18 protein-coding genes and 1 tRNA gene are annotated in these 17,999 nt (G+C 62.7%); 9 read left to right on the top strand and 10 right to left on the bottom strand.

Annotation, left to right across the window (positions count from 1 at the left end):
• Positions 1-351: 351 nt before the first annotated feature.
• Together BJ122_RS04150 and BJ122_RS04145 are read right to left on the bottom strand one after the other, a co-directional pair.
• On the bottom strand, positions 352-843 hold the full coding sequence (locus BJ122_RS04150) for a hypothetical protein (protein ID WP_110779886.1): 492 nt from the start codon (positions 841-843) through the stop codon (positions 352-354).
• Positions 840-1,646 (bottom strand): hypothetical protein, encoded by an 807-nt coding sequence (locus BJ122_RS04145; RefSeq protein WP_146227151.1) that lies wholly within the window; start codon positions 1,644-1,646, stop codon positions 840-842. Before BJ122_RS04145 ends, BJ122_RS04150 begins: the two co-directional genes overlap by 4 nt.
• A 320-nt stretch (positions 1,647-1,966) precedes the next feature.
• Here BJ122_RS04145 and BJ122_RS04140 point away from each other — a divergent pair, with 320 nt between their 5' ends.
• The gene (locus BJ122_RS04140; RefSeq protein WP_245407603.1) at positions 1,967-2,965 is read left to right on the top strand and encodes a DUF6662 family protein; all 999 of its coding nucleotides are present in this window, start codon (positions 1,967-1,969) and stop codon (positions 2,963-2,965) included.
• Positions 2,966-3,016: 51 nt separating this feature from the next.
• On the opposite strand, the gene BJ122_RS04135 is transcribed toward BJ122_RS04140, so the two are convergent.
• The 5 genes from BJ122_RS04135 to BJ122_RS04115 all read right to left on the bottom strand — a co-directional run bounded on the left by BJ122_RS04135 (position 3,017) and on the right by BJ122_RS04115 (position 6,801).
• Positions 3,017-3,790: a MetQ/NlpA family ABC transporter substrate-binding protein gene (locus BJ122_RS04135; RefSeq protein WP_110779884.1), complete on the bottom strand. Its 774-nt coding sequence runs from the start codon at positions 3,788-3,790 to the stop codon at positions 3,017-3,019.
• A gap of 54 nt (positions 3,791-3,844) precedes the next feature.
• Positions 3,845-4,510: a methionine ABC transporter permease gene (locus tag BJ122_RS04130; protein WP_110779883.1), complete on the bottom strand. Its 666-nt coding sequence runs from the start codon at positions 4,508-4,510 to the stop codon at positions 3,845-3,847.
• Positions 4,500-5,603 (bottom strand): methionine ABC transporter ATP-binding protein, encoded by a 1,104-nt coding sequence (locus BJ122_RS04125; RefSeq protein WP_110779882.1) that lies wholly within the window; start codon positions 5,601-5,603, stop codon positions 4,500-4,502. The genes BJ122_RS04130 and BJ122_RS04125 overlap by 11 nt, the downstream gene beginning before the upstream one ends.
• 631 nt (positions 5,604-6,234) lie before the next feature.
• Positions 6,235-6,309, bottom strand: a tRNA-Glu gene (locus BJ122_RS04120).
• A 153-nt stretch (positions 6,310-6,462) separates the two neighbouring features.
• Positions 6,463-6,801: a hypothetical protein gene (locus BJ122_RS04115; RefSeq protein WP_245407602.1), complete on the bottom strand. Its 339-nt coding sequence runs from the start codon at positions 6,799-6,801 to the stop codon at positions 6,463-6,465.
• On the opposite strand from BJ122_RS04115, the gene BJ122_RS04110 reads away from it, so the two are divergent.
• Positions 6,800-7,828 (top strand): RluA family pseudouridine synthase, encoded by a 1,029-nt coding sequence (locus BJ122_RS04110; protein ID WP_430694752.1) that lies wholly within the window; start codon positions 6,800-6,802, stop codon positions 7,826-7,828. The two genes, BJ122_RS04115 and BJ122_RS04110, sit on opposite strands and share 2 nt — an antisense overlap.
• 215 nt (positions 7,829-8,043) lie before the next feature.
• Complete coding sequence (gene rpoH, locus BJ122_RS04105) at positions 8,044-8,943, top strand: RNA polymerase sigma factor RpoH (RefSeq protein WP_110779879.1); 900 nt, start codon at positions 8,044-8,046, stop codon at positions 8,941-8,943.
• A 500-nt stretch (positions 8,944-9,443) separates the two neighbouring features.
• Here rpoH and BJ122_RS04100 read toward each other — a convergent pair whose 3' ends face one another.
• Positions 9,444-11,057 (bottom strand): phosphoenolpyruvate carboxykinase, encoded by a 1,614-nt coding sequence (locus tag BJ122_RS04100; protein WP_110779996.1) that lies wholly within the window; start codon positions 11,055-11,057, stop codon positions 9,444-9,446.
• Between the two features lie 3 nt (positions 11,058-11,060).
• On the opposite strand from BJ122_RS04100, the gene BJ122_RS19175 reads away from it, so the two are divergent.
• Positions 11,061-11,228, top strand: coding sequence for a hypothetical protein (locus BJ122_RS19175; protein ID WP_181418874.1), 168 nt, complete (start codon positions 11,061-11,063; stop codon positions 11,226-11,228).
• Here the strand turns inward: BJ122_RS19175 and BJ122_RS04095 are convergent.
• Entirely contained in the window at positions 11,207-11,974 is a 768-nt protein-coding gene (locus tag BJ122_RS04095; RefSeq protein ID WP_110779878.1) for a HugZ family pyridoxamine 5'-phosphate oxidase, read from the bottom strand. The two genes, BJ122_RS19175 and BJ122_RS04095, sit on opposite strands and share 22 nt — an antisense overlap.
• Before the next feature lie 200 nt (positions 11,975-12,174).
• Here BJ122_RS04095 and BJ122_RS04090 point away from each other — a divergent pair, with 200 nt between their 5' ends.
• From BJ122_RS04090 to BJ122_RS04070, 5 genes are all read left to right on the top strand, one after another.
• Positions 12,175-12,876, top strand: a complete 702-nt coding sequence (locus BJ122_RS04090; protein ID WP_110779877.1) for a response regulator transcription factor — start codon at positions 12,175-12,177, stop codon at positions 12,874-12,876.
• 218 nt (positions 12,877-13,094) lie between these two features.
• Positions 13,095-14,795: a sensor histidine kinase gene (locus BJ122_RS04085; protein WP_245407613.1), complete on the top strand. Its 1,701-nt coding sequence runs from the start codon at positions 13,095-13,097 to the stop codon at positions 14,793-14,795.
• A 17-nt stretch (positions 14,796-14,812) separates the two neighbouring features.
• On the top strand, positions 14,813-15,256 hold the full coding sequence (locus BJ122_RS04080; protein WP_110779875.1) for an HPr kinase/phosphorylase: 444 nt from the start codon (positions 14,813-14,815) through the stop codon (positions 15,254-15,256).
• 208 nt (positions 15,257-15,464) lie between these two features.
• Positions 15,465-15,866, top strand: coding sequence for a PTS sugar transporter subunit IIA (locus tag BJ122_RS04075; RefSeq protein WP_027278503.1), 402 nt, complete (start codon positions 15,465-15,467; stop codon positions 15,864-15,866).
• A 17-nt stretch (positions 15,867-15,883) separates the two neighbouring features.
• Positions 15,884-16,192, top strand: a complete 309-nt coding sequence (locus tag BJ122_RS04070; RefSeq protein WP_110779995.1) for an HPr family phosphocarrier protein — start codon at positions 15,884-15,886, stop codon at positions 16,190-16,192.
• Positions 16,193-16,463: 271 nt separating this feature from the next.
• Here the strand turns inward: BJ122_RS04070 and BJ122_RS04065 are convergent, their stop codons facing one another.
• A complete protein-coding gene (locus BJ122_RS04065; protein WP_110779874.1) occupies positions 16,464-17,996 on the bottom strand; it encodes a glycosyltransferase family 39 protein in 1,533 nt (510 codons plus the stop codon).
• Positions 17,997-17,999: the final 3 nt, after the last annotated feature.

The following is a 17,999-nucleotide window of genomic DNA, read 5'->3' as shown; positions in this document are numbered from 1 at the left end:
TCTGGCTACAGTTTTGCGGCCTTAGGTAGCGAATGCACCAAGTCCCTGGTGGCACGGAAGCTCGCATGACGGCACCTTACTGTCATGAGCGAGCCAACATTGTCAGAACGCTTGAGACCAAGCGGAAAGAAATCGAGCGGACAATCTCTGCGCCAATGAGAAACAGATCGAAATCTGCCGTCGCGATCTGCCGCGCGAGATGGCCACAATCTGCCGCGAAGCCCTAGCCAAAGAAAGGCCGCTAGATGTCCGCGAACTCGCTACCCGTGTCATCCGGGCCAAGGGCTTAGACGTTTATGATCCAATGCCTAAATGCCGGGCACAAAGGAACTCAAAATAGACTAACGCAAGCTAGGCGCCGAAGTCCGTTGGTCCCGTGCTTGAATGATGGGTTTCCATCTTCACAATCTGATAAATCACCTGATAGGTGTCACACAGCACGAGCAAGTTAGTTAGCAGTACAATTAGCCCGAACGAATGGACGAACGACAGCACAAACACAGTCGGCGCCTCATACGCGCCTTTTAAAAATAAAAGTCCGCAAGCGGCAATGAACAGCCAAAACAGAAGCCACCCGTTTTGATTGATTTCACTTCGAACCCTGTTCGCCGCTTCTGTTCCTTTGGCTCGGTCCTTGAAGGCTGCTCTCACTATCCTGTTAAGTGACAGGTGAATATTTGCTATTGAAGCAAGAGTGACCGTCAGAATGACCGCAAGGATGTTCAATAGTTCGAACGTTATAAACGAACCAAGGAATGCATTCTTCGCAAAGAATTCTGGCTCTGCGAATGTTGCACATAGTGCAACAGTGATCATCGCGATTACTGCCGCAACCTTTGTCATTTCGCCATCAACCGTTTGAAGAAATCTCGAACCTTTTCAATGCTGGACGGTTTCGGAATGTCTTCCGAGTTGATCTCTTTGGTTCGTCTGTTTGCTGACGAAGAATAGATGACTTTCTTCCCTGCCCGCATGGTGATCGCCCCGCCACCCGCAGTCGCGGTTGAAACCGACGCTTCCACAAGCGAGCCAGAAGGAACTAAATTTCCATGAGGATTTTTGAGCTTTAGTTCAGTTTCCTCGGAGAGCGCCTCTTCGGACGCGGCCTTAACGAGGTCGTCTATCGCCTCTTTAGCCCCCAGCATGTTTGGGGGCACAAAGACGAAGCTTAGCGACGTGATCTTCCCGGCGTAGTTATTGGCAGCAATCCAAAAATCGGATGCTGACGAAATATACTCAACGCTTGGCTTCCAAGACGCAAATTCTACTGAGCGGACAGCGTGCTCAAGCAAGCTCTTCAACAACCCGTAAGGAGACCCTACTCTCTGGTGGTTCTGAATCGCTGCGATCTGCTCTCGCTCCGCCAAATCTAAGCTTAGGTAGGCAATCGGCCAGTGTCTTTGCTCAATAACATTCCAATGCGTGTCAGGTCCATCGTTTCTGAGTTCCGCGATTTCTCGGCCGATCACGCCCCCGATGTAGTCGCCTGAATCAGGTATTGGATCGTAGGTGTAAACGCGGCGGCGGTAAGAGAAATCCCATCGCCTCGAAAAAATATTTCTTAGAAACTCTTGGCGCGACAATCCAGGATCGAAAAGGTCTGCCTGTTTCGCTAGTGAAATTCGAAGATATTCAAAGGTGGGCATTGTCCCCCTCACACATGCCAAACGAGCATAAGGAGAGTGACACAACCTTTTCACTTCTACGAGATATACCAATTAACGCTGCCATCGCCATTTGACAGCGCCCAGATCCATCATGGTGCTCTACGAAAGGGCCTTGGTGTATCTGCTACCTAAGGCCGCGTTTTGCGCGCTCAAGTTCCATCGCGGCGGCCCGTCCTTGTTGCGAGTCAAATTTAGGATGGTTCTAATTTATTGAACTTACAAAACTAATTCTTTGACTGCGAAGTACTCGCAAATGCATTGGTTCCCCCAGATCAAGTGTTGCAGTCATTGGGGGTTGAATGCGTTTCTCGGCCAAATCGTCGGCGTTGTGGCGTCAGGTCATTGTCAAAACCGGGCTGACGCTCGGCGTGGTGTCCGCGGTCGGGCTGTCGGCGGCAATTGCTCGCGCCGAGGAGCGACCGTCCTGGCTGTCCTATGCGTCCTCGGTGTCACCTGCTGCGCCATTCGGCCAGCCGCGCGCGGTAGCCGCTGCCGCCAAGCATGACGCCGACGACGTCGATACCGAGCACATTTTCGGCTTCAGCATGGGCTCGGACATCGGCAAGGCCGGCGAGGTCGAACTGGAAGTCGAGAATATCGGCCGGTTCGGCAAGCGCTTTGGCTCCTATTTCGGCGGCGGCACGCTGGCGCAGATGAAATTCGTGCTGACCGACCGCTTCCGCGTCGCGCCCGGCGTCAGCTTCGGCACCAATCAGATCAGCGACATTCCCGGCATGGCCAATAATCATCGCAGCGCCTTTGCGGGCGCCTCGATGGAATTCCGCTACAAGGTGCTGGATCGCAACGAGATGCCGTTCGGCCTGACGGTGCATGCCGCGCCGGGCTGGTCGCGGGTCGATGACGCCACCGGGCTCGATCAGCTCAGCTATGGCTCGGAATTCGCAGCGTTGATCGACAAGGAACTGATCGAGGACCGGCTGTTCGCGGCTGTCAATTTCTGGTTCTCGGCCGGCAGCGCGCGTGACCTCGCCAATAGCTGGACCCACGCCTCGGACTTCGCCGTGCACACCGCGCTGTCCTACAAGGTCAATTCCGATCTGATCATCGGCGGCGAAGCGCGCTATGTGCGCGCCTATCACGGCGCCAGCCTCGACAATCTCGCCGGCAACGCGCTGTTCATCGGCCCGACCTTCTCGGTGCATCTGGCCAAGAATGTCGGCCTGTCAGGCACTTTTAGCACGCAGGTCGCCGGCAAGGCGATCAACGATCATAATCGCTACGATCTCGAACATTTCGAGCGTCACGAGGCGCTGCTGCGGTTCAATTATCTGTTCTGAGCAACAGCCCAAGGGATGGCGCGGTGCCTGCGCCATCCCGATGGTTGGTCGTCACCAGCTGGCGAGGTAGGTGCCCTTGAAGCGGGTTTCGATGAACTGCTTCACCGGGTCGGAGTGATAGGCGTCGATCAGCGCTTTCACCCACGGCTTGTCCTTGTCCTCCTCGCGCACCGCCAGGATGTTGACCCAGGGGCCATCGACGCTTTCGCGGGCGATGGCGTCGCGCGACGGGCTGAGCCCGGCCTGCACCGCGTAGTTGTTGTTGATCGACACCAGATCGACATCGCCGAGCGAGCGCGGCAGTTGCGCCGCGTCCAACTCCACGAATTTCAGCTTCTTGGGATTGTCGACGATGTCGGCGACCGACGCGGTGACGCCGGCGCCATCCTTGAGCTTGATCAGCCCTTGCGAGGCCAGGATCAACAGGCCGCGCGCGCCGTTGGACGGATCATTGGCGATCGCCACCGTGGCGCCTTGCGGCAGATCGGCGAGCGTCTTGTATTTTTTGGAATAGACGCCCTGCGGCGACAAGATGGTGCCGGCGACCTTGACGATCTTCCAGTTGCTCTTGGCGGTCTGGTTCAAGAGGTAAGGTTCGTGCTGGAATGAATTGGCGTCCAGCTCCTTGCGCGCCAACGCTTCGTTCGGGAACACGTAGTCGGAGAATTCCACCGGCTTGATGTCGACGCCGCGCTCGGCGGCGACCTTCTTGACCACGTCGATGATCTCGGCGTGCGGGCCGGAAGTGACGCCGACCCGGATGGTTTCGGCATAGGCCGCGCTGCTGAAAGCCAGCGCGACCAGGGACAGCACAATGCGTCGCATGAGTTTTCTATCCTTGTTGTCGTGTCGTTTCTTGTTCGGAGAGGGAAGCTTGGTTCAGGAGCGGCGGCTGCGGTGATCGAGCTTGCGGGCCAGCGTGTCGCCGAGCGTCTGCACGCCCTGCACCAGCACGATCAACACCAGCACCACGGTCAGCATCACTTCCGGCATGAAGCGCTGATAGCCATAGCGGATGCCAAGATCGCCGAGACCGCCGCCGCCGACCGCGCCGACCATCGCCGAATAGCCGATCAGGCTGACCAAGGTCAGCGTCAGCGCCAGCGTGATCGCCGGCAGCGCCTCCGGCAGCAGCACCTTGCGCACGATCTGCAGCGGGCTGGCGCCGAACGCGCGCGCCGCTTCGATCAGGCCATGATCGACTTCGCGGATCGCGGCTTCGATCACCCGGGCGATGAACGGAATCGCGGCGATGGTGAGCGGCACGGTCGCGGCCGCGGTGCCGATCGAGGTGCCGACCACCAGGCGCGTGAACGGCACGATCGCCACCACCAGGATGATGAACGGCGTCGAGCGCGTGGCATTGACGACCACGCCGACGATGCGATTGGCGACCGGCGCGGCGTACAGTTCACCGGCGCGGCTGGTGGCGAGGAAGATGCCGAGCGGCACGCCGAGCACGGTGCCGAACAGTCCGGCGAGCCCGACCATCGCTAGCGTATCGAGCGTGGATTCGACGATCAGACGGATGATTTCAGGCGACATAGCCGAGTTGCTCCACGAGATTGTTGTTAGCCGAGAAATGCGTGATCACCTGCTGCAATTGTTCGGGCGAGGCCGCCGCCGACACGATCAGCGTGCCGAACGGATGGCCGGCGATCATCTCCACCTGGCCGGATAGGATGTTGAGGTCGATGTTCAGCGACCTTGCGATCTGCGACAGCAACGGCTGGCTGGCATCGCTGCCCTTAAAGGTGATGCGCAGTACGGCCTGGCCACCGGGCGGCTGATAGGGTTTTAGCGCCGCCGCCAGCCAATCCGGCGCGGCGCTGCCGGTCACCGAGCTGACGAACCGCCGCGTTAGTTCGTGGCGCGGCGTGGCGAACACGTCGAAGGTCGAGCCTTCTTCCACGATGCGGCCGCCTTCGATCACCGCGACGCGGTCGGCCAGCGCTTTCACCACCGCCATCTCATGGGTGATGAACAGGATGGTGAGGTGCAGTTGCCGGTTGATCTGCTTGAGCAGATCGAGAATCTGATCGGTGGTTTCCGGGTCGAGCGCCGAGGTCGCCTCATCCGACAGCAGCACCGACGGCTCGGTGGCGAGCGCGCGCGCGATGCCGACGCGCTGCTTCTGGCCGCCCGACAATTCCGCCGGATAGCGATGGCGCTTGTCTGCGAGCCCGACCATGTCGAGCAGCGGCAGCACGCGCTTTTCGATCTCGGCTTTCGGCGTGCCGGCGATCTCCAGCGGCAGCGCGACATTGTCGAACGCGGTGCGCGACGACAGCAGATTGAAATGCTGGAACACCATGCCAATCGAGCGGCGCGCCTGGCGCAGCGCGGCTTCATCAAGCGCGGTGATATCAACGCCGTTGACGACCACGCGGCCTTCGCTCGGCTTATCGAGGCCGTTGATCAGCCGGATCAAGGTCGACTTGCCGGCGCCGCTGCGGCCGATCACGCCCAGAATCGTGCCTTTCGGGACGGTGAGGCTGATGTCATCGAGCGCGACCACTTCGGCGCTGCTTTTGCGGGCCGCATAGATCTTGCGGACCTTGTCGATGACGATGCCGGAGTGATTAGTCGCCGTCGCCGATACCAGGTCCGGCGGAGGAGGTTGCCAATGTGCGTTCATTGCGGGTTCGCTCTTTGAATGAAAGGGCCGTCGCTGCGACGGCGTCATCCATCGAGTAGCGGCGCGCGCCGCTGCCTGCAATGCGTGTAGAATAATAACAACGCCGACTGCGCATTGTGACCGTTTTGAAGAAGTAATCCGCTACGGCGCGGCGCTGTATGAAATCAGTTTCTCTGCCGTCAAAACGGAAAGGGGCGCGCCACGGATCACAGCCAGAAATCCGTGACGCGCCGCAGAGGCCAGCCGATCACCAGGATATGAAGACGTCACCTCGTTCTTCCGTCCCACTCAGCGATAGCTGCCAGCCTCGATTACTTCGCTCGCGGTCCCTGTCGGTAGCCGGCATACGAGCCGTCGTGCGCAGCCGCAGACTGCGCAGCGGATTTTTGAACAGGGACGATCGGGGCGTTGCAGCTGTCGAACTCATGGCGCCCCTCCCATCCGGACTGCTTCCAGATGACTATGGTTGCGGCGAATAAATAAGGCAACCAGTAGATGTACTGGGGCGGATCAGTGATCTCAAGTCGCAAACAACGGATCGGGGTGCTGACACAGCACGCGGCAACGCAAGTCCGCGTCAAAGCAGACGGGTGCCGTGCGGGTGATTGAAAGATCGCGCTGCAGGGGGAAATGGCGCTCCCTAGGAGAATCGAACTCCTGTTTTCGCCGTGAGAGGGCGACGTCCTGACCGCTAGACGAAGGGAGCAGCGTGGCAAGGGAATAGCCTTGAAACGCGCGGTCCGCAAGATGGTGGTTGCGGATATCCAGATGCAGCGGCGGCGATCACGCGCCGCTTGGCGATTTTGTCGGTGCGGGTCCGCGCCGCCGCTTGTTCAGCCGCGCGCGGGAAAAATCCGGCTCAGGGCACGTTGACGAAGGTCAGCCGGCCGGTGGGCTTTAAGGTGCGGGCGTCGAAGGTGCGAATCTCGACCGCGCCGCCGACATCAAGCGTCACCACCAGCCGTTCGCCGGCTACCGCGGTCGACACCACCCGCGCGCCCTTCGGCAAAGCGGCGGTGACCTCGGCGGTCACGGTCGGGGCGCTTCCCTCGGCGCGAAAAAGACGATAGCCGATGGCGATCAGCACGGCGCAAACCGCCAGCGCCGTCGTCAGGCCCGCAATCAGCATCATCCGCCGCACGCGCGCGAACAGCGCGGCTTGCTCGGGGGTCGGTTCGGGCGCAACAGTTTCAGTCATGCAAGGCTCACGCGTGGAAAACCCATCTGGGAACGAAGGTCGATTGCTCCGCATCACGGTCGCCGGCGACGAAGGAGAAGTACGGTTGGACCGTATGCTCGCATCGCGGGTGCCGGATCTGTCGCGTTCGCGGCTGAAAGCGCTGATCCTCGCCGGGCGGGTGGCGATCGGAGCGACCCCGCTTCGCGACCCCGCTTATCACGTCGCCGCGGGCGATACGATCACAATCGACGTGCCGCCGGCGGTGGCGGCCGAGCCGGAAGCCGAGAACATCCCGCTCAATGTGGTCTATGAGGACGACGACATCATCGTCATCGACAAGCCGCGCGGCCTGGTGGTGCATCCCGGCGCCGGCCATGACAGCGGCACGCTGGTCAATGCCTTGATCGCCCATTGCGGCGCCAGCCTGTCCGGGATCGGCGGGGTGCGGCGGCCGGGCATCGTGCACCGGCTCGACAAGGACACCACCGGCTTGATGGTGGCCGCCAAGAACGACCGCGCCCACCAGTCCTTGAGCGAGCAATTTGCCGATCACGGCCGCACCGGCGCGCTACGCCGCGGCTACCAGGCCTTCGTCTGGGGCGTGCCGAACCGGCCGTACGGCACCATCGCCGCGCCGATCGACCGCCATCCGTTCAGCCGCGAGAAGATGGCGGTGCGCGAGGGCGGCCGCGAGGCCATCACCCATTGGGAGGTGCTGGAGCGCTTTGACGGCCGCAGCGGCAAGCCGGTGGCGGCGCTGATCGGCTGCCAGCTCGAAACCGGGCGCACCCATCAAATCCGCGTGCATCTGGCCCATATCGGCCATCCGCTGCTTGGCGATGCGGTCTATGGACCACACTTCAAGACCAAGGCCAGTTCGCTGGTGCCAGGCGCGCGCAGCGCGCTGGAAACGCTGGGACGCCAGGCGCTCCATGCCTACCTTTTGGTATTGGAGCACCCGGTCAGCGGCGAGATTCTCGAATGGACCTCTGAGTTGCCGGCCGATCTGGCGGCGCTACAGGCCGCGCTGCAAGCGGCTGAATGACGCAGACCATTCGGAAAAAGTTAAATATACCAGTCGCTTGAGCCCTGCTCACGGCGACTTGAGAGTCGTTCTCCTTCCAAGCTCGCGGAAATCGCGTGTATATTCAGGGTGCGTTGGATGTCCCAACGCGGAACCTCGCAGGCCGGTCGGCTTTTTACAAAGCGACCACTGCCTGGCCCGCCGATCTCGGGGGCCTGAACCTTGGAGGGCGCTGAATGGCCCGTGCAGCCACACTTCCGGTTCTCAACGGAGAGTCCGGTCTATCTAGATATCTTGCTGAGATCCGCAAGTTTCCGATGCTCGAACCCGAGCAGGAATACATGCTTGCGAAGCGCTGGCGCGAACATGACGATCGCGACGCCGCGCATAAGCTCGTCACCAGCCATTTGCGGCTCGTCGCCAAGATCGCGATGGGGTACCGCGGCTACGGCCTGCCGATCTCCGAAGTGGTGTCGGAAGGCAATGTCGGGCTGATGCAGGCCGTCAAGCGGTTCGAGCCGGAAAAGGGATTTCGGCTGGCGACCTACGCCATGTGGTGGATCAAGGCCTCGATCCAGGAATACATCCTGCGCTCGTGGTCGCTGGTGAAGATGGGCACCACGGCGAACCAGAAGAAGCTGTTCTTCAACCTGCGCAAGGCCAAGAGCCGGATTTCCGCGCTGGAAGAGGGCGATCTGCATCCGGATCAGGTCAAGCTAATCGCGAGCCGGCTCGGCGTCACCGAGCAGGACGTGGTCGACATGAACCGGCGCCTGGGCGGCGACGCCTCGCTGAACGCGCCGATCCGTGATGATGGCGAGCCCGGGGAATGGCAGGACTGGCTGGTCGATCAGTCGCCGAGCCAGGAAACCGTGATGGCCGAGCATGAAGAGCTCGATCATCGCCGCGCTGCGCTCAAGGGTGCGATCGGGGTGCTGAACGCCCGCGAACGGCGCATCTTCGAGGCGCGTCGTCTCGCCGAAGAGCCGATGACGCTGGAAGATCTCGCTGCCGAATTCGGCGTGTCGCGCGAGCGCGTCCGCCAGATCGAGGTGCGGGCTTTTGAAAAGGTGCAGGCGGCCGTGAAGGGCGCGATCGCCCGCCAGGAACAAGGCACTTTGCAGCCCGCGCACTAACCTCCGCCGCGGACTGCCACCAAAACCCCGCCGAACCCGGTTCGGCGGGGTTTTTGATTCTGGCGATGTGGCTTGGCACTGTTGGCTTGGCACTGTTGGCTTGGCACTTGTTGGCTTGGCGCGTGTGTTAGAGACGGCGGCGCTGCTTTCCCTCCCCCCGCGTAGCGGTGGGGAGGGTCGGCGCGAAGCGCCGGGGTGGGGGGCTCGCTCAGAGTGATCCATCCGTTTTCCAGCACCCCAGCCTTTGGCCGGCTGGCCCCACCCATCCGACCCGATGAGCATCGGGGCGGCCACCCTCCGCACACGGGGAGGACCATCTTGCAGCGATTTCAAGACGTGGATACCCGCGACAAGCGCGGGTATGACGGTCATTGATACGACCCGATGGTAGCAGTCGCCGGCGAGTGCCGCCTGTCCAGCTCGGCAGCGCCACCCCGGTGCGGCAATGAAAAAGGGCGACCCGAAGGCCGCCCTCAATCGCACTTCTTCGATGGAAGCTGTTATTCGGCCGCGAGCTTGGCCTCGGGCGCTGCTGCCAGCACCTCGGCGTCGACCTTGGACTCGAACTTGGTGAAGTTCTTCTGGAACATCCCGACCAGCGCGCGCGCGGTCTTGTCGAATTCGGCCTTGTCGGCCCAGGTCTTGGCCGGCTCCAGGATGTCGCTCGGCACGCCCGGCAGTGCGGTCGGCACCGCGAAGCCGAAATATGGGTCGGTGCGGAACTCGGCGTTGCGCAGGCTGCCGTTCAGCGCGGCGGTCAGAAGCGCACGGGTCACCTTGATCGGCATGCGATGGCCGGTGCCGTACTTGCCGCCGGTCCAGCCGGTGTTGACCAGCCAGCAGTCAACGCCGTTCTTGGCAATCAGCTCGCGCAGCATGTTGCCATAGGCGGCCGGATCGCGCGGCAGGAACGGCGAACCGAAGCAGGTCGAGAATTCCGGGGTCGGCTCGGTGATGCCGCGCTCGGTGCCGGCGACCTTGGCGGTGTAGCCGGACAGGAAGTGATACATCGCCTGCGCCGGGGTCAGCTTGGCGATCGGCGGCATCACGCCGAAGGCGTCGGCAGCCAGCATCACCACGTTCTTCGGCTGGCCGGCGCGGCCGGTCATCGAAGCGTTCGGGATCGACTCCAGCGGATAGGCGGCGCGGGTGTTCTCGGTCTTCGAGCCATCGTCGAAGTCGGGAGTGCGCGTCACCGGATCGAGCACGACGTTTTCCAGCACGGCGCCGAAGCGCGACGCGGCGGCGAAGATTTCCGGCTCGGCGTCCTTCGACAGCTTGATGCACTTGGCGTAGCAGCCGCCTTCGAAGTTGAAGACACCGTCCTTGCCCCAGCCGTGTTCGTCGTCGCCGATCAGGGTGCGGTTCGGGTCGGCCGACAGCGTGGTCTTGCCGGTGCCGGACAGGCCGAAGAAGATCGCGGTGTCGCCATCCGGGCCGACATTGGCCGAGCAGTGCATCGGCAGCACGCCCTTCTCGGGCAGGTAGTAGTTGAGCGTGGTGAACACCGACTTCTTGATCTCGCCGGCGTATTCGGTGCCGCCGATCAGAACGATCTTGCGGGCAAAATCGATGGCGACGACGTTTTCGGAACGGCAGCCGTGGCGCTTGGGATCGGCCTTGAAGCTCGGCAGATTGATCAGCGTCAGCTCGGGAACGAAGCTGTCCAGCTCGGCGCGCTCGGGGCGGCGCAGCAGCGTGCGAATGAACAGTGAGTGCCAGGCGAGTTCAGTAAAGACGCGGGTCTTGATCCGGAAGGTCGGATCGGCACCGCCATACAGGTCCTGCGCGAACAGCGACTTGCCCTCGGCGTGCTTCAGGAAGTCCTGATACAACGTCTCGAACTGATCAGCAGTGATTGACTGATTGCTACCCCACCACACCGTATTCTCGGTGGTAGCGTCGCGCACCGTGAACTTGTCCTTCGGGCTGCGGCCCGTAAAAACCCCAGTTTCGGCGCACAGCGCACCGTCGGCCGTAATAACCGCTTCGCCAGCGCGGAGCGCGTATTCGTAGAGCTGCGGCGCGCCCAGATTCCAGTTCACGGCCTTGAGATTTTTTAAGCCGAATTTGTCGGCGCCATAGGCACCGTTCCGTACGCCCGTCTCGATCACGAAATGTCCTCCATCGAACCCGCACAAAAAATGCGCCATCTGCGCGAACGCGGGTATGCTGCGGCAACCGTCAATATACCGCCCGACTCCGGTGGCGAACTAATAGTGTTGATTGATGGTTTTGCCAACCCGCCCCCCGCAACATCGCGCTATTCCGGCCGCGTGGTTTGACTAGAATCAAGTTTTCCAACTGTAGCTCGCGCGCGGTCCGCGCTATCCTGCAGGGCTTTTCGCAGTGCAGCGAAAGTGGTGACCCGCTGCGGGAAGGACAGGCGCAAGGTGTCCGCGCCTGCTTGTAGATCAATGCCATCCGGGTCGCAGCCGGTGCAGCGCCAGTCGCCGGGCGCGCCGCCGAGCAGCTCCGCATAAAGTTTCATCGTGCCCAAATGCTCGTCATTCATGTGGTCGATGACGCTTTGCTCGTCTGCGATCAATGCATGCGTATCGGTGAGGTCGGTGAGGAATTGTTCGGGCCGCAGATCGATGATCCGGCCGAAACCTGCGACCAAATGTACGCTGCTCGAACGGATCACAAAAAAACTGAAATCAGTGAATTCTGCATAACCTGCGGCGCCCGGATGAACGTTGAGATAGCGCCGCTTGATCGCTGCAACCGCATCGCCTGCGATGGGCTCCGCTGTTCCGGAAAGCGTGATACGTGCGCCCTCGAGCGGGTCGCCGGCGGTGCGCTCATCAAGCATTAACGACACCCGCGGGTCGGCGAGCAGATTGCGGGTATGGCGCGCCAGCTTGGAAATCAGCAGAATTGGCGAGCCGTCCCAGTGGCTTGCCAGGTTGACCAGCGAGCAATAGGGCGCGCCGCTCGGCGCGGTCAGCGTGGCCAGTGCGCCTTGCCGGCGACGGCGCAGCAGCGATCGGACCAGGGCAGGGGCATCAAAATCGGCGGTCGGCTGCATCGCGTTCCATCAATTCTATTGGACCGTGGACCTTATTTTGAATGGTCCCAATCGTTATATGAGGCGGGAAACCGACGACAGGTTGCGCAGGCACCGTCATTTCGGTCACATTTCGGCCGCGCTTGCATTGTCCGTGGCCGCGTTCGCAAGCCCAATTTCGCGGACCGCCTTTTGGTCCCTCCGTTTCGGGAAGCAACCTTATGCCTACAATCGCCTTGGTCGACGACGACCGCAACATTCTGACGTCCGTCTCGATCGCGCTGGAAGCCGAAGGCTATCGCATCATGACGTATACCGACGGCGCCTCGGCGCTGGACGGCTTCCGGACATCGCCACCAGACCTTGCGATCCTCGACATCAAGATGCCGCGCATGGACGGCATGGAGACGTTGCGGCGGCTGCGCCAGAAATCGGATCTGCCGGTGATCTTCCTCACCTCCAAGGATGAGGAGATCGACGAGCTGTTCGGTTTGAAAATGGGGGCCGACGATTTCATCCGCAAGCCATTCTCACAACGGCTGCTGGTGGAGCGCGTCAAGGCGGTGCTGCGCCGCGCGGCGCCGAAAGACCCGGCGGCCTTGCCGAAGGAAAACGACGCCAAGGCGCTCGATCGCGGTTTTCTGCGCATGGACCCGGAGCGCCACACCTGCACCTGGAAGAATGAGCCGGTGACGCTGACCGTCACCGAGTTTCTGATCCTGCAGGCGCTGGCGACCCGCCCGGGCGTTGTGAAAAGCCGCAACGCGCTGATGGACGCCGCCTATGACGATCAGGTCTATGTCGATGACCGCACCATCGACAGCCACATCAAGCGGCTGCGCAAGAAGTTCAAGGCGGTCGACGAAGACTTCGAGATGATCGAGACGCTGTATGGCGTCGGCTATCGGTTCAAGGAAACCTGAGCCGCTGCGGCGGACACATTGATGACTGACGACGCGGCCGCGGTGGCGTAGGATGACGCCGGCCGCTGCGTCGCGGTCAAGGTGAAACCAATTGGCGGTGTCGCCCATTGCTGGATCGAACGCAGTCTGACCCGATCGATATCGCGGACGACACGTCGCCGCCGCTTGCTCCCGACGGCCAGACCGACGGGAATCGAGGCGTGGTGTGGCCGCGGCCGATGCGCTGGCTGCGCCGCGCCGGGCAGTTCTTCTTCAGCCTCAGCTTCTCCAGCCTGACGCGCCGCATCGTCTCGCTCAATCTCGCCGGCCTGATCGCGCTGGTGGCGAGCATTCTCTATCTGTCGCAATTCCGCGCCGGCCTGATCGATGCCCGCGCGCAGAGCCTGCTGGTGCAGGCCGAAATCATAGCGGGTGCGATCGCAGCCTCGGCGACCGTCGAAACCAATTCCATCACTGTCGATCCGGAACGGCTGCTCGATCTCAAGCCGGGCGAAAGCTACGGCCCCTCGGACGAATATGCGGTGCTGAATTTCCCGATCAATCCGGAGCGGGTCGCGCCGGTGCTGCGACGGCTGATCTCGCCGACCAAGACTAGGGCGCGCATCTATGACCGCGACGGCGTGCTGATCCTGGACAGCCGCAGCCTGTATGGCCGCGGCGACGTGATGCGTTTCGATCTGCCGCCGCCCACCAATGAAAAGCCGGGCTTTGCCGAGCGCACCATGATTGCGATCCGCACCTGGCTCAATCGCGGCGACCTGCCGCTCTATCACGAGCTCGGCCCGGAGAACGGCAACGGCTATCAGGAGGTCGGCCAAGCGCTGAAGGGCCAGAAGGGCTCCATGGTGCGCATCACCGACCGCGGCGAGGTGATCGTCTCGGTGTCGGTGCCGGTGCAGCGCTTCCGCGCGGTGCATGGCGCGCTGATGCTGTCGACCCAGGGCGACGACATCGATCAGATGGTGACCGCCGAACGGCTGGCGATCCTCAAGGTCGGCGGCGTCGCGGCCGCGGTGATGATGGTGCTGTCGCTGCTGCTGGCGTCCACCATCGCCGGCCCGGTGCGCCGGCTCGCCGACAGCGCCGAACGGGTGCGGCGCCGGATCAAGACCCGCGTCAAGATTCCCGATTTCACCGGGCGCCGTGACGAGATCGGCCATCTGTCCGGCGCGCTGCGCGAAATGACCGAGGCGCTGTACAACCGCATCGAGGCGATCGAGCGTTTCGCCGCCGACGTGTCGCACGAGTTGAAGAACCCGCTGACCTCGTTGCGCTCGGCGGTGGAAACCCTGCCGCTCGCCAAGAACGAGCGCAGCCGCGCCCGGCTGCTCGAGGTGATCGAGCATGACGTCAAACGGCTCGACCGGCTGATTTCCGACATTTCCGACGCCAGCCGGCTCGATGCCGAGCTGCAGCGTCAGGATGCCGCACCCGTCAATCTGCGCCGGCTGCTGACCACGCTGACCTCGGTCGCCAACGAAACCCGGCTCGGCGATAATGTCGCGGTCGAGGTGCGGTTCGAGGGCGCCGCCGGCGATTCCTTCCAGGTGCCGGGCCACGATTCACGGCTGGGACAGGTGATTGCCAACCTGCTCAGCAACGCGCAGTCGTTCTCCAGCGCCGGCGGTAAGGTGCGGATCGTGTGCCGGCGCCGCAAGAACCAGATTGAGATCGTGGTCGATGACGACGGTCCTGGCATTCGTCCGGATGCGCTGGAGAAGATCTTCGAGCGGTTTTATACCGACCGCCCGCATCAGGGATTTGGACAGAATTCCGGGCTCGGGTTATCGATCTCCAAGCAGATCATTGAAGCCCATGGCGGCAAGATCTGGGCTGAGAACCGCCCCGGGCCAGTCGATGCCGAAGGCGAGCCGACCGTGCTCGGCGCGCGTTTCGTGGTCCGGCTGCCCGCGAGTTGACAAGGAGTTTTTGCGGCATGTCCAGCATTCATGCGTCGGCCGTATTGGTCGGCGACCGAGCGATTCTGATTCGCGGCCGTTCCGGAACCGGCAAGTCGCGGCTCGCTTTCGATCTGATTCTGGCCGGCCGCTCCGGTCAGATCGGCAAAACCGTGCTGATCGGCGACGACCGGGTCGAGGTCGCCGCCACGCCGCAGGGGCTGGTGGTGAGTCCGGCCGAACCGCTCGCCGGCTTGATCGAGATCCGCGGCCTTGGGGTGCGGCGCTGCGACTTTGCCGCGCAGGCGGTGGTTGGCCTCGTGGTCGATCTGTCCGCTCCTGATGCCGAGCGGCTGCCGCAACCGGCGGCGCTGCGCACCACCATTGCCGGAATTGAGCTGCCGCGCCTGCCGATTGCCGCCGGCTTTGATGCTCTACCCGTGGTGGTGGCGGCGCTGACCACAGCCGAGGTGTCCGCGTAAACCGGTTCGCTTAAGCCCGGTCCAGGTATGATTGCCGGAAGGGGTTTGGTAACCATATAAATCACAGTATTGTGCCCCAACGAGACCACTGCGCCCGCTCACGAAGGTTCAGTACGGAAAAATGGCGCAGTCCTCTTGAATGAGGGCTATGGATGGTCAAAGTGGCCCGTTCGCGCGGTGCGCCGATCGCACGCGCGTGGAGTTTTAGATGATTGGTCTGGTACTTGTGACCCATGGGCGCCTTGCCGACGAATTCAAGGCAGCGCTTGAACACGTGATGGGGCCGCAAAAACAAATCGAAGCCATCACAATCGGTGCGGAAGACGATGCCGATCTGTGTCGCAGCGACATCATCGAGGCGGTGAACCGCGTCGATAGTGGCGACGGCGTGGCGATTCTCACCGACATGTTTGGAGGCACCCCCTCCAATCTGGCGATCTCGTGTATGAGTCGGCCAAAGGTCGAGGTTCTCGCGGGCATCAATTTGCCCATGCTGGTGAAGCTCGCCAAAGTGCGTGAGGAGCGGACGCTGGTCGAAGCGATCGCCCTGGCACAGGAAGCCGGGCGCAAATACGTGACGATCGCCAGCCGGGTGCTTGCCGGCAAATGATCGGTTCCGGAGGCAACATGCAGCAGGTTTCCGCCGAATCTCCGGCGACCACCGATTCGGTATCGCGCGAAGTGCCGATCACCAACAAACGCGGCTTGCACGCCCGCGCCTCGGCGAAGTTCGTTCAGACCGTCGAACGCTTCAATGCCGAGGTCTCGGTCACCCGCAATGGCGAAACGGTCGGCGGTACCTCGATCATGGGGCTGATGATGCTGGCGGCCGGGATCGGCACCAGCGTGGTGATCTCGGCGGTCGGGCCGCAGGCCCAGGAGGCGCTCGACGCCCTGACCGAGCTGATGGCCACCAAATTCGGCGAAGAAGAGTAGCCGCTGCGCGGTTCTGGGCAGAACCGCTGCGATCGCGAACGCCTCAACCCCTCCCGTCAGCCTCGTCATGCCCGCGCTGATCGCGGATTTTCACGTTCGTCGTTGGGGCGTCGACCGCCACGGCGCTCACCTATGGCGATTGATACCAACCACTCCGCACGTCATGGCCGGGCTGGTCCCGGCCATCCACGTCTTTGATCTTGCAGAGCTTTTAAGACGTGGATACCCGCGACAAGCGCGGGTATGACGGTCATGGATACGGGTGCTGGTCTCAGGGCTGCGAAGGCGCTGCCGGCGCGATCAGCCAGAACACGTCGCGCACCGTTCCCCCCGCAAAGCCGAACAACGGCCGCGACAGCCGCACCTCGCTGCGCACGATTTCCGTCTGGCCGGCGGTGATCTGCTCGGCGGTGGCGATGCAGCCCGAATCGGTCGCCGGGCACACCAGCACCGCGCCCTGGCGGCGCGCGGTCGCGGTCAGCGCCGCCAGATCGCGGGTGTCGAACGAGCGGGTCGCGGTTTTCAGGTAAAACGCGGTATTGGCGGCCAGCACGGTGTCGCCGGCGACCAGCGGCACCGCGTTGTTGCTGCGCGCCTGCCATTGCTGCTCGACGCGCTGCGCCAGCAGCGAGGCATATTCGAACGAGCCGGGCGGGTTGGTGAGATGGATCGCCAGCGCCACGCCCGGCGCCGCCGCCAGCATCGCCAGCGTGAACAAAGCGGTGCCCGCGACCAGCGGCCGCAGCGCGTCGCGGGTCACGGTGATCAGCGGCGAGGCCAGCAGCACGATCGGCAGCAGCGTCCAGGCCGGCATGGTCCACAGCGGCACGATCTTGGCGCCGAGCAGCAGCGCGGCCGGCGCCGGCAGCGCGATCAGCATGAGCTGGATCAGCACCACCAGCCGGCGATCGGGATCGGACGGCCAGGCGAGGTCACGCAGCGCCGCGGCAGAGGGACGCAGCAGCCAAAAGCTCGCCAGCAGCGGCACCGCGATATAGCCGAGATTGCCCAAAAGGTAGCCGGCGGTGACGGCGATGTTTTCCGAGGTGCTGGCGCTGCCGCGCGCCGCCGCATAGGCGAAGGTCGGGAAATTGTGCTGCACCAGCCACCATAGATGCGGCGCCAGCACCAAGAGCCCCACCGCGGCCATCAGCCACGGCGCCGGCGACCGGAAGAACTGGCCGCGGCGCGGATCGGCGAGCGCGGCGAGGCCGAGCGTCGCCACCAGCACCGCCGACCAGTATTTGCCCAGCATCGACAGCCCGGCCAAGGCGCCGGCAGCGGCGGCCCAGATCGCCTGGCGCTGCTGATAGGCGCGCAGAAAGGCGTCGATGGTCAGCGCCCACAGCGGCAGCAGCACGGCATTGGCGTTGTATTTCAGCGCGATGAAGTTGAAGAACGGGATCAGCATCAACAGCGCCAGCCCGAACACCGTTTTGCCCGGCGACAGGTAACGGCGCATGGTCCGCCAGGCGATGTACAGCGTCAGCGCGATATTGGCGGTGGCCAGCAGATGCAGGCTGAGGTCGCTGACCGGGAACAAGGTCAGCCAGGCCTTGGCGACCACGGCGCTGAACGGTGGGTGCTTGTCATAGCCGAACGCCAACTCGCGCGACCAGCCATAGAGTTCGGACACATCGGCATGGATGTCGCGCGGCAACGTCGCGATGGTCCGGTAGGCGGTCCAGATCGCGCCATAGGCCAGCAGCGTCCAGATCACCGCACGGTGCTGCCGCCGCGGATCGAGCAATGCGTCAAGCCAGTGCTCGAAACCGAGCCGGAGGCGGGCAGTGAGAGATTTCATTGT

Origin of the sequence: Rhodopseudomonas faecalis (assembly GCF_003217325.1) — a bacterium.
Lineage (GTDB): Bacteria > Pseudomonadota > Alphaproteobacteria > Rhizobiales > Xanthobacteraceae > Rhodopseudomonas > Rhodopseudomonas faecalis.
Note: the sequence above shows the minus strand (reverse complement) of the source record. Positions and strands in the feature narration are given on the sequence as shown.